This window comes from Prevotella melaninogenica (assembly GCF_013267595.1).
Lineage (GTDB): Bacteria > Bacteroidota > Bacteroidia > Bacteroidales > Bacteroidaceae > Prevotella > Prevotella melaninogenica_D.
On the sequence record NZ_CP054011.1, the window covers coordinates 738,845 to 753,196 of the forward strand.

Here is a 14,352-nt window from a genome sequence, read left to right on the forward strand (position 1 = left end):
TAAATAACTACTTGAAGAGACAGAAAAGCTCTTTAGAAGTAGTCTCTCCGTTATGCTTCTGCAAAATATTTTCTCTACCACACTCAGCTATAGCCTCATACTTAGAAGGATTAAGGTGTATTTTCTTTAGAATGTTAACAACATCTTTTATCTCTTCATATTGTATACATGAAACATTATGCTCTACTGCTATATTTTCCAATGCATACCACGAACCAACAACCAATAAACCATTAGCAATTGCGTCTAGGACTTTTCCCTTAGTACCTGTACCTATACATATAGGTGTTACCTGAATATCATGTTTACAAATTTCTTCAATATAATCAGGGGCAAATTTTATATGATGAGTTTCATACCCTGCTTTATTAAGTCTCTCTACATGATTATCCCATCCCTTACCTAAAAAAGTATATACATAATGTTCTTTTAGTTCTGAGAGATCTTTAGATTTTATCAGACAATCTATCAGCATATCAGCATCCTGCTGCATATACAAGTTATACTGCCCTGCAAATAAAACCTTTATTTTTGGAGAATTAAAGGAAATAACCTTAGCAGGTTTTGCAACTTGATAATGAGGGTGACGAAGAAAATGAGCTTGAATTCCAGGACAAATCTCCTCAAGGAAATTAACATCCTCTTTACCTACCAAATGATAGTGAATATTTGAAGATGTATCAAACTGTTTCTCCATATTCAGATACTTAGGATACATAAACGCTGATCTCCAAAATCTTATTCTATTTCTTATTGCGAAACGCTTACCAAGCATCCTATAATAATAGAGAGATTCACAATCTGGCAATGTATGTATTCGCCTAAAATCCTTTAATTGACAACTGACACGAGATAACTCCTCGCCATAAATCCATATAGCATCAGGATAATCATTAATAATAGTATCTAATTGTGAAGAACTTAAGCTAATATAATTACCAATAGGATAATTCAATAATATTCTAAATGGTAAAAGAAATCTAAGGAAAAAATTATACCACCATGGTACTGGCAATAAACAAATCTTTATATTAAGTTCCTTTGCTACAGAATCAATCTGCTCTTTAGAAAGCCGATTTAAGTTATACGAATAAAGAATTACCTCTATACTTCTATCTCTACCAGCAAGTAAATGATAAGGCAATGCACTTGTACCACGGATATTTTCCGCAGCAGGCATCATCACAGAAATCATAGTGACTTTCATATTATTCTATACTTTTAAACGACTTGTGATAAATTATTTAATTAAACAAGGAATATTCAAAAACAACTTTACAAATAATGATTTCTTCAATGAATCAAAATGTCCCTTCATTGGATATAACTGTTCTTTTTTCATTTCATCTATAATAACAGAATTGATACCAAGCTTTCCCCATTCTTTTTTGTTTTTATATAAAGAGTATACCAAACCAAACAGCACATTCTGGCTTCGATTAAATATTACACTATATAACTGAGGGTTTATATCCTTAAAAGACAAAGCTAACCTACGGAAAGAATTTATAATATAAATATCATCCTTAATGTATTTTATCTTCTTCTCTGGTACCATAGACTTGCTGGTAGAATTTGGATGATATATATACAGATAAGGAGTTATATCGCTAAACACAACATTCGTTGCACACGGCATAAGTCTATATGTCAACTCAACATCTTGATGTGTAATTCCCTTCACAAAGAATATATTATTATCAATAAATAATTGCTTCTTTGTAATTAAAGCACAGATTGAAGAAGGATTATAACCAGAAAGAACTGCCTCTACACCAGATAAAACCTTATTGTGCTCAAGCGTAGGCTGACTACATTCAACATCTAAATACTGTCCTCCTTCTGTTACGTTCTGAAGTTGAATAGCCAAAATATCCAAATTTTTATATTCGTCTAAAGCTTCAATAATCTTTGGCAACAGCTCACTTATAACTTTATCATCAGCATCTACACACCAAACATATTCACCTTGACAAGTTTTTATTCCATAATTTCTCGCAGTACTCTGTCCTTGATTCTCTTGAGTTAAGTATGTTACATTAGAATATCTTAAAGCATAGTCTTGAGCTATCTCTGGGGATTTATCTTGTGACCCATCATTAACGATAACTATTTCATACTCCTCTTTTAGTAGATTGGAGCCAAGAATAGAGTCTAAGCAAATCCCAATGTACTTCTCTGCGTTATACATTGGGATTATTATGCTAAGTTTATATTTATAGTCGTCCATCAACAATATCTCTATTTAAGAAGCCTTTGACGTCATAAATAACACCATTCTCATTTAATTTCTCTCTCCAGTCCGTATCAGCAAACTGCTTATGAGAAACGGCAAGAATAATAGCATCATATTTCTTATCCTTAGGCAAAGACGCGACAGCATCAATCCCATATTCTTTCTTCACTCTTTCAACATTAGCCCATGGGTCTAAGACCGTAATGTTTGAAGTGTATTCCGACAATGTAGAATAGATATCAACAACCTTAGTATTACGTACATCAGGACAATTTTCCTTAAAGGTGATACCAAGTATCAAGATATTAGAATCCTTGACGAGTGCACCCTTCTTATTCATCATCTTGATTGTCTGATTTGCGACGTAATCTCCCATACCGTCATTCAATCTACGTGCTGCAGACATGATACGTGGCAAGACACCATAGACCTGTGCCTTTTGAATGAGATAATAAGGATCTACACTGATACAATGGCCACCAACTAAACCAGGATTCAACTTAATAAAATTCCACTTAGAAGCAGCAGCATCTATTACATCTCTTGTATCGATACCCATTGCATTAAAGATCTTAGCCAACTCATTCATAAACGCAATGTTAACGTCACGTTGAGAGTTCTCAATAATCTTTGAAGCTTCCGCTACTTTGATAGAAGGTGCTTTATGTGTTCCGTTAATAAGAACTGCATTATACACATTATCTACCAAATCAGCAATCTCAGGAGTAGAACCCGATGTTACCTTTTTAATTTTCTCTACAGTATGCTCCTTATCGCCTGGGTTTATACGCTCAGGAGAATAACCTGCAAAAAAGTCTTTATTGAATGTTAAGCCAGAAACTTTCTCTACTACAGGTAAACATTCTTCTTCCGTTACGCCTGGATAAACTGTTGACTCGTAGACAACAACATCTCCCTTAGAAATAACTTTACCAACCGTCTCACTTGCACCCCAAAGAGGTTTCAAGTCAGGACGATTGTTTACGTCAACTGGCGTTGGTACGGCAACAACATAAAAATTACAGTCTTTAATATCCTCAAGGTTAGTTGTACAGACAAATCCATTTTCCAAAGCAGATTGTAATAATTCATCTGATACTTCTAAAGTAGCATCATGACCAGCCATTAACGCATCAACACGACCCTGATTCATATCAAAACCAACAGTCTGAAACTTTGTTGAGAATAACCTAGCCAAAGGCAAGCCAACATAACCTAAGCCAATAACAGCTATTTTAATTTCTTTGCTTATCATATTATCTATCCTTTGTATTTAACTTAAAAATATCATTTAGAAACTTTATTTAAAGCTTTACGTAGAGCTTTGATATAACCATCGCCATTTGAGATATCTGGTTCCATATAATTTCCTTCTCCCCATTCATTCCATGATTTTAATATTAGAATTTGTTCGTCTTCAGACTTATCTTTTAATACTTCAAATGCATCTAAACAATGAAGATAAAAACTTTCTGGTGTCGAATTATAATATATCAAATCAGCCGCATGCTCACTCCTAGGACTGTGGTCCCATTGTGGAACAATCTGTGGAATAATTCTTCTATCTTTGTCTTGCTTAGTAATTAACTTTGGGAAATCCTTACTATAGTCTCTTGCACCTCGCGGACGTCCGGTAACCAGTTGCTTAAAGACACGATACATAGAAAAAAAGTTACGTTCCAATTTTCCCATTCTTCTTATTTTTTCAGCCCAAAGGGAAGAAAGACGCGCATAACTAACGGCATCATATCCTTTTTCAGTAAAGTAATTTGGAGATAATTCTATTTTATAGCTATTTGCTACAATGTATAAGTCAGGAAAACCAGCCTCTTTAGCGAATTTTCTAAAGTTTTCGATATATATATCAGGAAGAGTAAAAGGGTCGAAAATCAATAAGAAAGGTTTATTGTCCACCTTAATGTATCTTGGGTCTTTAAAGGCTCTAAGTAGGTATTGAAAGTGTTGTATTTGATCTTCTATACCTGGATATTCTTGCTTAACTAGTAACTTATTCGGTGTCGTTTTATCCCATGATTTTGCAAACCAAGAATGATTTGCCCACCCTAAACAAAAAGGGAAATCTGGCTGGCCAGAACTTAAGACTTCATCAAAAATTTCTGACAACATCTGCTTTCCATTTCCAAACCAATAGTGCCAATAACAAAAAGCAGTAACACCAGCCTTTCTTGCCAATTCTGCTTGTTGCTCGCGCACCACTGGCAGTCTCAAATCGTAATAACCTAATTCGGTAGGAACTCTTGGTTGGTCATGTCCTTTAAAAAGAGACTTAGCACGTCCAACATTAGTCCATTCGGTGAATCCTTTTCCCCACCACTCATCATTTTCTGGTGTTGGGTGATACTGAGGTAAATAAAATGCAATTATTTTAGGCTTCATAACTACTGAATAAAACTTATATTTTCACTAAAAAAAGGAGTATACTTTATTTACAATAAAAGACCTTTCATTTTTTGTTAACCCTAATACAAAGATTACCATTACTGATGAGAAAAATGATATCATTATGACAAAAAGGAAATTTAGAATTGGTGATAAAACAAATTTACCTAAAAATAATGGTAAAATTGGCGATAATAATGTAACAACAGAAAGAGGGAGTATTACTTTCCAAATATACTCTCTTCTACTATAATGAATCAATGGAAGTGTAATCCATGCACGAACTATTAGTCCAATAAGCGCTGATATTCCAACAACGATGAAAGCCCACGCAGGATCACCATTTAGAAATCTAAATATAAAATATAAAGAGGGTAGAACTAAAAACTGAATTATATTATCCCAAATCATATATTTTTTTAGTTTCCCTATAGCTAATATTGAAATCCACAACGGATTTGACAATGATGAGATTAAAGCCCCTACTAAGACTATACGTAAGAAGACGACAGTATGGCTAGGAACAGTTCCTAACCAACAATTTAGAATAAAAGGTGCTTCTAAGAAAACTGGTAAAGACATCAAGAATAAAAGGAAATAAGAAAATTTACTACTTAACATTAATAATTCTCCCATTCGCTTAAAATTTTCTTGTGAACAGGATTTAGTTATTTGAGGATTGATAGCAGTCTGGAAGTTAAGAACGAATTGTCCCATAACCCCTTGAACTTGCAGAGCAATACCTCGTGCAGCATTAACAACAGGTCCAAAAAAGACATTTAAAATAAGATTCACACCTTGTGTGTTAAGAATCCAAAATATATTACCACTTAAAGTCCACCCTGACATTGTTAGAATTTCTTTTAATTGCTTCTTATCTAATTTTGCGGGAGCACGTACTTCTTCGAAATGCTTACTGCAATAAACGGCATAAATAATCCTATCAATAATTTCTACAAGAAATAGTAATGTCGCATAAACTACCAATTTATCATAAGGTGTGATTTGTAAAAGAAGACATATCAACAATTTCAATATAGCGTCAAACAAAGATATATAGGCAAAAGCTGACATTCGCTCATGAGCTATTATCGCAGAATTATAGGGTACACAAATAAACCCTATAACAGTAGATAGTATAGAATATTGGAAAACCCAAAAAGCTGCAACCATTCTGTCTGAAGGAATAGTCATTTTTGTATATAGAAACCATAATCCGACTGTTTCCACTAGTAAAACAACCAATATGCATAGCAAATAATAGATATATTTAATTGTCCCAAAGGTTCGGTTGGTATATTCTTGATTACCCTGTCCAATAGCAATCGTTATAAATCTTGAGGTAGCATTACTAAGTGAGGAAGAGATAAAACCAAACATTGCAACAATTCCTCCTACAGCATTGTAAATACCAAAATCAGTAACTCCTAAAACGTGAAGTATGACACGCGAAGTATAAAGCCCTATACCCATCAAGAGTATAGCTCTCATATACAACATCAAAGTGTTTTTGGCTATCGTTTTGTTATTCCCTTCCATAACGACTTCTTCCTCCCATTACAATAGGAAAATATTTCTGAATCCAAATAATTGGATAATATAATAACAAAAGACTTATACTTGACAAAAGTAATTTGCCAGTGAATGTGAGAAATATGTAGTCTAAAGAGAATAAATCTTTAAATATAGTTTCCACATATAAGAAGACTATACCATGAAGCCCCATTATCACAATTGTCCCTATTGATAATATTGTAATAAACTTAAAATTGTACTTATCAAACATGAACGACAAGCTAATTAACATAAAGATTCCTGCAAATGCATAAGGATAATAAAGCAATGGATAATCGCCAAACAAACGTAAATATACATTTGAATAACCCATTATCATTGTCAATGACAACACAATGAGCAGTAAAATAAAAAAAGGTATCTTCGAAGAGAAAAAAGATAACTTGCTTTTTAGTTCATATCCTGCTATATAAAATGGTATAACCATAAACACAGTATCAATTCTCCAATATAAATGAAAAGGAAATAGATAAGCAATCAATATACAGAATAAGACAACTAACAAACGCCAAACAGGAGTCTTCCGTACTATAAAATATGATAAAAGTCGAACCTGAAAAAGGCATACTAAAAACCAAGTAGGACCAGGTTCTCCACGACCATCCGCTGTAATAAAATAAAACAACTGATCTATAGGCCAATGCCTTGCCAACACCCAAGTTGGAATAAGGAAGGCATTTCCTATCAAATTTAATAAAATATAAGGAACTAATAATGAGCGAAAAGAGCTTTTTAGGAAGTCGACAAAACCATTTTCTTTAATTCTAAAGAGGTACCCTGAGATAAAAAAGAAAAATGGCATGTGAAAAGAATATATAAAATTGAAGATATATCCTTCGCTTCCTGTTTTACTTAAGAGGTGTCCTAATGCTACTAAATATATAGCAAAAACCTTAGCCCAATCTATCCAATTAATACGCTGATTTAAAGTCATTATGTATCTATGTTAATAAATGATATTTTTAATTGTTTTGAGTATCTAAATATCATCGGACAAGTTGTCCGAAGCCTCTGGACAACATGTTCGGAGTAGTCGGAAAGACTGTCCGGAGCTGCCAGACAAAACTATAAGAGTATTTTTATCATGCTTAAATGAATAGAACATTAAATTAAGATAGTATCAATACCTACTCATAAAAGACTATTGACTTGAATGTCCGCTCGTATTTAGGTTCGTTATAGCCATACTCAATAAATAACGCTTTCACATCGTCCGCCATCGACTGTGTATAAAGATAGCCTCTTTCTGCATTGCCATAACGATAGAAATTACTACGACCACGAAAATAGGTATATACTTCTTTGCGGAGACTTGGTAAATCCTTACGGCGCACCTCATCGAAGAAGTGTGTAAAGCCCACATAACAAGTGACGAGCTTCTTCGCCTGATACATCCTGCAACAACCATTCACAAGGTTTTCAGGCATAAGTGCCGAGGGAAAGATTGCATCTCCCCATGTATTGGAGGTTGGTTGTAACTTGAAATATAAATGGTGAAGACAATCTTCTCTCACTGCACAATTCTCAAGGAAGCAAGCTTCATAACTCTTAGGGAAAGTTTCTAAGCTCAGCGATTCGTTTGTGTCCATTGGGTATTTATAATATTAAGATACTCTTAGATTAGATAAGGAAATGAGAACAAAACAAAGAAAAGAACACGCAGAGTAAGCAATTGAGGTTAAGAAAAGAAAACATCATCTCCTACCTACAAACAATGAATAGTTTGCAGGCTGACAACTATCACGGTTCCTCCACATAAGAACGAATGTGCAAAAATAAATAGACGTGGTACAGTAACAATCGTTAGTTAAACAACAAAAACTGTGCTGGTCAATTCAGTAGTTGCTTCGTTCGCAGAATCTTTCTGTTAATAGTTCTTATTCCCTTTGTTATGGGTACAAAATTAAATAAAAAAAATGAGAAAAGAAAGAATATTCATAGAATAATTGTAGGCACACGATATAAAAAAGAAAGAATGAGCAACAAGGCCTGACCCACCAACTGGCCCCTTCCCCAACCCCTCCCCCAAAGGGAGGGGAGTAATCACCAAGATACCCCGCACATATGATGACAAAGCTAAGACAGAATGACATAGAGACATAATTAATACTCCAACCACCTTTCTTGTATTGAATATGTCATTAAAAATGTCTTTATGTCATTATGGCTTAACATATTTATCCACACAGACTATATTGAATATGTCATTGAAAAATATGTATTTTTGTCATTCTGGCTTAACACTATCTATACTTTTATGTCATTCTGTATTGTATTCTGTATCTTTATATGTATGAAAAAGCCACAAGATATCAATGGTTTGAAGAAAAATCACTATCTTTGCAACAGAATCAGTTATCCTAAAAAATGAAAAAGATTATATTGATTGCTGCCATCCTTTTAGGGGCATTGACAAACGGACAGGCTCAGGTAATAAACAAGAACTACGCAAAGCGTATTGGACAAGCCGTTAAAGAAGGCTACCAGGACGTTAAAGAAGTTATTGTTCAAGATACCAAACCAACTGGTGAACATACGATTTGGGACATCTACGCAGCCCCAAAAGTGGGATTAAAATTATCAAACCTCTCTGGAATCGATGGGAAAATGAATATTGGATGTGTTGCAGGTGCTTCTTTTGAAGTATTTATTGCAAATAACATTGCCATTGACGCAGAGCTACTTTATAGCCACCAAGGTTCTTCTGGGGTCTATCGTAATATTGATACCACAGACGACTATGGGAACCCTGTTGTACAAGAGTATGGTCCATATAACTTTAACTTGCACTATTTCAATATGAACTATCTTGTACGTTGGTACCCTTGGGCTGATTTACCATGGAGCTTCACTACAGGAGTACATACAGGCTATCTTATCAGCGCACATGCTAAGCGTAAAAATGGAGAAGATATTAATTTAAAGAATAACATCTACAGAGGTGATGTATCTATTCCTTTTGGCGTCAGCTACGAGTGGAAGCAATGGCAGGTAGAAGCACGCTATAGCCTATCTCTCAGAAAATTAACTAAAAACGCTGAAGCAAAGGATTTATTAAAGAACGCTCGCAACAGCATGTTGGAAGTAACACTTGGCTACAGAATACAGGTGCTCTGATGCCGTTTGAAGACAAGTGAGAAAACTCCTTTTCATACCTTCTTTACTACTCTCTGTAGTTGCTTCTGCAGAAGAGTATGATTCTATAGCTATACCCAAAGTAGGTATAGAGGTGCATTATACGCCTGCACAAACTTTATGTATAGACAAGGAGCCACGTATCTGGACTAAGACGAAAGAAACGCATACCGTAGCTGCACAGCTAAATATCACACCATCAGAGAATGATTTTGCACGCGATTATAATTATCCAACATTCTCTGTTGGCCTGCGTTATAACTTCAACCATGGAACAACAATGCATAAAGACAATCCATGGGGAGAAGCACAGCCAGTAGACTACACCAGTAAATTAGGCAACTTCCTAACCCTATATGGTACATTTAACCGTCCACTTTATCGTAGTGAACACTGGCAGTGGGGCTATTACTTAGGTACTGGCGTTGGTTATACCTCGCTAAAATATAACCAGAAGAACAATATTGACAACGAATATATTGGTTCACACCTTAATATCTTCTTCACAGCAGGACTGTACGGACAATATAAGGTAGCAAAGGAATGGAACATAAAGGCTGGATTAGACTTCGCACACCATAGCAATGGGGCTATGGCACGCCCCAACAAAGGCGCAAACTATTTAGGTCCATTCCTTGGTATTGTATACGAACCAGAGAAGGAAACAACGAAGGTTGCAAAGGGTAACACACATCCTAAAGATCCCTTCCAAAAGTATTGGTTTACGGAATTTACCCTTGGAATAGGTGGTAAAACTTTACTTGAGGATTGGCAGCAGACACAATTTGAAACTCCACAAGGACATCCCGATTATCGTAGGGAGCAGTTTGCTTTCTACGGAGCCTATTCTTTCCATACTCACCTACTCTATCGTTATGCACATCGCTGGGCATCTGGCGTAGGCTTTGGTCTTTTCTATGGAGATTATGCCAACAGAGTTGCACAACATGATAAGGAACATGGATACACTGGAGAGAAGCATAGTCCGTGGTCACTTAGCATTGAAGGTCGTCACGAGATCTTTTATGGTAACATGTCTGTTCGTGTCAGCTTAGGCTATTACCTCTACCGACACATGGGGTATAAATCACGTAATGGATTGGAAAGACCTTATCATGAACAAGTTGGTGTGTTTTATAGTTTCCCTAAGCTAAAGAATCTTACTTTAGGCTTTAGCGTTAATGCACATGCAACGAAGGCAGACTTCACGGAACTACAAATAACAATGCCTGTGAGACTATAAAACAAGACAGAAAGACAAGAGTTTAGACAGAATGACAAATATTTAGCCAGAATGACATAAAGACATATTGCTTTAATGACATATTCTAAGGGAAGACTGAATGACATAAAAACATATTGCTTTAATGACATATTTTAATATGGGACGTGTAGGCTGTGAATTAAGATATCTTATATAGTTCTGTCTGATAGCCTATACTTAACTTCTTTCCAAACAACAAAATATGTCATTAAAGCAATATGTCTTTATGTCATTCTGTCTAAACTATCGTCATTCTGTCTGGAAGAGGTACTTCTCTATATCCTTAAACCCATTCAAGAATGAGCGAACATCCATTCGTTTCTTACCTGTCAACTGAATATCGAGAAGTTCCAAGAGGTTATCAGACGTATTGACATAGAGACGGGTCTTTTCTACAACGAGCGTACCAGGGGTACCTACAGATGTACGGTCAGACTTAGCCGTCTTATAAACCTTCATTACCAAAGGTTTTACTCCATTGTCTTCAATAGAACAGAGTGTACTCCAAGTGCCAGGATAAGGACTGAGTCCACGCACAAAATCATAAACTTTCTTAGCAGACTGATTCCAATTAATTTCGCATGTCTCCTTGAATATCTTCGGTGCATGATGTAATTCAGCATCTTCACACACCTGAGGAGCACTTATGCCATCAAGAACTGCAGAGAAATCAACATTATCCAAACTATCTTCAGGCAATTTAGATGCAATGAGATCAATTGTTTCCATAGCAATCTTTGCACCCAAATACATCAAGCCATCATAGACATACTCAACATCAGCAGTATCAGGAATAGCAAATGGTTTTTGAAGGATAATGCGACCAGTATCTATGTCTTTATCAAGGAAGAAGGTCGTCACACCTGTCTCGGTCTCACCATTGATAACCGCCCAGTTGATAGGAGCAGCACCACGGTACTGCGGAAGCAAGGCTGCATGTACATTAAACGTACCCAGGCGAGGCATACTCCACACCATCTCCGGCAACATACGAAAGGCTACAACCACCTGCATATCAGCTTTATAAGAACGCAATTCGTCTATAAAATCAGCATCCTTCATCTTTACAGGCTGCAAAACAGGCAAGTTATGTTCAAGTGCATAGAGTTTCACAGGTGATGGCTGCAGCTGTTCTTGATGACGTCCAACAGGTTTATCAGGCTGTGTGACTACAGCTACAACATTATATCCATTCTGAACTAATGTTTTCAACGACTCCACAGCAAACTCTGGAGTACCCATGAAAACAATACGTATATTTTCTTTTTTCATTATCTTTGGGAATTTAACAAGAGGTGAGATAATAAGTAAGAGACGGCAGACATCTATTTTACTCTGCACTAAAGTCTGCTACAAACTGACGATACATACTATAAAGGCGAGCTCGAGAGATATAGCCAACCAACTGGCTATCAATATTCACAACAGGTAAATACTGTGCACCCGTACGTTCAAAAGTCTTCATCACATCCTCCATTGGGTCGTTGACACCGAGCATTGCTGCTGGTGGTGACATCAACTGATTGACATGAAAACGGTGATAAAGTTCAGTACGGAAGATAATATGTCGTAGATTGTTAATATCAATCTCACCTAATAACTTACGAGACTCATCGAGCACAGGAATATAATCATTGCGACTTGAACTGATAGCATGAATAAGTTTTCCCATCTCCATATCCGGTTCGACAGATGTAAAGTCATGATCGATAATCTTATCCATGCTCATCAAAGTGAGGATAGACTTGTCTGTATGGTGTGTGAGGAGTTTACCTTGCTTTGCCAAACGAACAGCATAAATACTATGATGTTCGAAGATATTTATCGTAAGATAAGAACTGATAGTCACGATAATCAATGGAATGAAGAGTTGATAACCGCCTGTTAGTTCGGCAATCAGGAAGATACCCGTCAAAGGTGCATGCATCACAGCCGACATCACAGCTGCCATACCATAGAGCGTAAAGTTCTTCTCTGGAATATAAACACCAAGTTGCTCCATATTCCAAAAACGAGCAAAGAAGAAACCACCAAAGCCACCGATAAACAAAGAAGGCGCAAAGGTTCCACCACAACCGCCTGCACCATTTGTTGCACTGGTTGCAAAAACCTTCGTCATGACAACTAAGCCCACATAAAGCAGTAGGAAATTTGACTTCTCAGCAAACATAGATCCACTCATGATTTGCATCCAGTCAGCTTCTGTCTTTCCTTCTATAAACAATCTCAAACTATCATAGCCTTCACCATAGAGAGAGGGAAAGAGGAAAATAAGTGGAGAAAGCACCAAGCCACCCACAAGTAGTTTCAGATAAGGCTTAGAAGAAAGTTTCCCATAACCATTCTCACACCATGACATCAATCGCATGAAGTAGAGTGATACAAAACCGCAAGCAATACCTAACAAGATTGTCGGTGGTACACGGTCAAGTCCCCAAATGTTATCCATTTGGAAATGAAACATTGACGAACCACCTGTGAAGAAATAAGAGAAACACGTCGCCGTCACTGATGCAATCAATATCGGCAAAAGAGAAGCCATGGTCAAGTCGACCATCAACACTTCCAATGTAAATACCAATCCTGCTATTGGCGCCTTGAAAATACCAGATACAGCCGCCGTTGCGCCACAACCCACAAGAAGCATGAGTGTGCGATTATCTAAATTAAAGATACGTCCGAGGTTACTACCAATAGCTGAACCCGTCAATACAATAGGTGCCTCCGCTCCTACCGAACCACCAAAACCAATCGTAATAGCAGAAGCAACGATAGACGACCAAGTATTATGGGCTTTCAAACGAGATTGTTTCGTAGAAATAGCATAGAGAACCCGCGTAATACCATGCGAGATATTATCACGTACAACATACTTAACAAATAGACTTGTCAGCCAAATACCTACGATTGGATAGATGAGATAGAGCCAGTTAATCGTTGCAACATCGAAACCAGAGGTTACTAATTCTTCTATCAATTTGATAATAAAGTGAAGAATATATGCTGCCAATGAAGCAAGAAGACCAATAGCAAACGCCAGTACTAAGACTAACTCGCGATTGGACACATGATTCTTCCGCCAATTATCAAGTCGAGAAATAATCCCCTGACTACCTGATACTTTCATCTATCTATTCAATTATTTCCTTATAACTTTTACTTCGCCATCAGCAGCCAATTTGATAATGCTGGATGGGGTATGTGGTTTGTGTTCCTGACGTCTTGACTCACAAACATAATCAACACCATCAAGAATCTCCTGTGAGATATCACGATAATTCTGCGCAGCAGGTTCACCACTGACATTTGCCGAAGTACTTACAATAGCCTTCTGGAATCGATAGCATAACTCATGTGAGAAAGGCTCCTTTGTTATGCGAATACCAATAGACCCATCTTCTGCTATCAGATTTGGAGCAAGATTGACAGCACCATCAAGAATCAATGTTGTTGGTTTCTCAACAGCTTCTATCAACTGCCAAGCAACATCAGGAACATTACGAACATAACGCTGAAGACGATTATCAGAATCAACTAAGCAAATAAGAGCTTTGGAATCGTCTCTGCGTTTCAAGGCATATACTTTTGCTACAGCTTCTGCATTGGTAGCATCGCAACCTATACCCCACACAGTATCAGTTGGGTAAAGAATGATACCACCCTTTCTCATCACTTCAATCGCTTTCTTGATGTCGTCTTCCTGTTTCATCTTCTGTTATTGTTTTTTCTTTCTAAGTATTAT

At 36.6% G+C, this 14,352-nt stretch carries 12 protein-coding genes; 2 read left to right on the top strand and 10 right to left on the bottom strand.

Translation table 11 applies throughout. The features are described 5' to 3' along the window. Nucleotides 1-7 precede the first annotated feature (7 nt). The 7 genes from FIU21_RS08285 to FIU21_RS08315 form a co-directional block, all read right to left on the bottom strand. The gene (locus FIU21_RS08285; RefSeq protein WP_004361246.1) at nt 8-1,207 is read right to left on the bottom strand and encodes a glycosyltransferase; all 1,200 of its coding nucleotides are present in this window, start codon (nt 1,205-1,207) and stop codon (nt 8-10) included. 33 nt (nt 1,208-1,240) lie between these two features. Continuing rightward, nucleotides 1,241-2,230, bottom strand: a complete 990-nt coding sequence (locus FIU21_RS08290; RefSeq protein WP_036886806.1) for a glycosyltransferase — start codon at nt 2,228-2,230, stop codon at nt 1,241-1,243. Next, a complete protein-coding gene (locus tag FIU21_RS08295) occupies nt 2,217-3,491 on the bottom strand; it encodes a nucleotide sugar dehydrogenase (RefSeq protein ID WP_004361248.1) in 1,275 nt (424 codons plus the stop codon). The genes FIU21_RS08290 and FIU21_RS08295 overlap by 14 nt, the downstream gene beginning before the upstream one ends. Nucleotides 3,492-3,523: 32 nt before the next feature. Continuing rightward, nucleotides 3,524-4,633, bottom strand: coding sequence for a glycosyltransferase WbsX family protein (locus FIU21_RS08300; RefSeq protein WP_004361249.1), 1,110 nt, complete (start codon nt 4,631-4,633; stop codon nt 3,524-3,526). Nucleotides 4,634-4,660: 27 nt separating this feature from the next. Beyond that, nucleotides 4,661-6,175, bottom strand: a complete 1,515-nt coding sequence (locus FIU21_RS08305; protein WP_004361251.1) for an MATE family efflux transporter — start codon at nt 6,173-6,175, stop codon at nt 4,661-4,663. After that, nucleotides 6,162-7,145 carry an acyltransferase family protein gene (locus FIU21_RS08310; protein ID WP_004361252.1) on the bottom strand — a complete coding sequence of 328 codons (984 nt, stop codon included), beginning with the start codon at nt 7,143-7,145 and terminating at the stop codon, nt 6,162-6,164. The genes FIU21_RS08305 and FIU21_RS08310 overlap by 14 nt, the downstream gene beginning before the upstream one ends. Before the next feature lie 193 nt (nt 7,146-7,338). After that, nucleotides 7,339-7,800 (bottom strand): DUF6078 family protein, encoded by a 462-nt coding sequence (locus tag FIU21_RS08315; protein ID WP_004361254.1) that lies wholly within the window; start codon nt 7,798-7,800, stop codon nt 7,339-7,341. Nucleotides 7,801-8,578: 778 nt separating this feature from the next. On the opposite strand from FIU21_RS08315, the gene FIU21_RS08320 reads away from it, so the two are divergent. Both FIU21_RS08320 and FIU21_RS08325 read left to right on the top strand, forming a co-directional pair. Further along, nucleotides 8,579-9,328: an outer membrane beta-barrel protein gene (locus tag FIU21_RS08320; RefSeq protein WP_004361256.1), complete on the top strand. Its 750-nt coding sequence runs from the start codon at nt 8,579-8,581 to the stop codon at nt 9,326-9,328. A 16-nt stretch (nt 9,329-9,344) separates the two neighbouring features. Next, nucleotides 9,345-10,589, top strand: coding sequence for an acyloxyacyl hydrolase (locus FIU21_RS08325; protein WP_004361258.1), 1,245 nt, complete (start codon nt 9,345-9,347; stop codon nt 10,587-10,589). A gap of 270 nt (nt 10,590-10,859) precedes the next feature. On the opposite strand, the gene fmt is transcribed toward FIU21_RS08325, so the two are convergent. From fmt to FIU21_RS08340, 3 genes are read right to left on the bottom strand one after another with little or no spacing between them, the layout of a single operon-like run. Next, entirely contained in the window at nt 10,860-11,882 is a 1,023-nt protein-coding gene (fmt, locus tag FIU21_RS08330; RefSeq protein WP_004361260.1) for a methionyl-tRNA formyltransferase, read from the bottom strand. Nucleotides 11,883-11,940: 58 nt separating this feature from the next. Continuing rightward, complete coding sequence (locus FIU21_RS08335) at nt 11,941-13,737, bottom strand: chloride channel protein (protein ID WP_004361262.1); 1,797 nt, start codon at nt 13,735-13,737, stop codon at nt 11,941-11,943. Between the two features lie 12 nt (nt 13,738-13,749). Next, nucleotides 13,750-14,319: an L-threonylcarbamoyladenylate synthase gene (locus tag FIU21_RS08340; RefSeq protein ID WP_004361264.1), complete on the bottom strand. Its 570-nt coding sequence runs from the start codon at nt 14,317-14,319 to the stop codon at nt 13,750-13,752. Between the last annotated feature and the right edge of the window lie 33 nt (nt 14,320-14,352).

Coding starts and splice junctions, on each gene's coding strand:
- FIU21_RS08285 (WP_004361246.1), bottom strand. CDS start 1,207: ATGAAAGTCACTATGATTTCTGTGATGATGCCTGCTGCGGAAAATATC.
- FIU21_RS08290 (WP_036886806.1), bottom strand. CDS start 2,230: ATGGACGACTATAAATATAAACTTAGCATAATAATCCCAATGTATAAC.
- FIU21_RS08295 (WP_004361248.1), bottom strand. CDS start 3,491: ATGATAAGCAAAGAAATTAAAATAGCTGTTATTGGCTTAGGTTATGTT.
- FIU21_RS08300 (WP_004361249.1), bottom strand. CDS start 4,633: ATGAAGCCTAAAATAATTGCATTTTATTTACCTCAGTATCACCCAACA.
- FIU21_RS08305 (WP_004361251.1), bottom strand. CDS start 6,175: ATGGAAGGGAATAACAAAACGATAGCCAAAAACACTTTGATGTTGTAT.
- FIU21_RS08310 (WP_004361252.1), bottom strand. CDS start 7,145: ATGACTTTAAATCAGCGTATTAATTGGATAGATTGGGCTAAGGTTTTT.
- FIU21_RS08315 (WP_004361254.1), bottom strand. CDS start 7,800: ATGGACACAAACGAATCGCTGAGCTTAGAAACTTTCCCTAAGAGTTAT.
- FIU21_RS08320 (WP_004361256.1), top strand. CDS start 8,579: ATGAAAAAGATTATATTGATTGCTGCCATCCTTTTAGGGGCATTGACA.
- fmt (WP_004361260.1), bottom strand. CDS start 11,882: ATGAAAAAAGAAAATATACGTATTGTTTTCATGGGTACTCCAGAGTTT.
- FIU21_RS08335 (WP_004361262.1), bottom strand. CDS start 13,737: ATGAAAGTATCAGGTAGTCAGGGGATTATTTCTCGACTTGATAATTGG.
- FIU21_RS08340 (WP_004361264.1), bottom strand. CDS start 14,319: ATGAAACAGGAAGACGACATCAAGAAAGCGATTGAAGTGATGAGAAAG.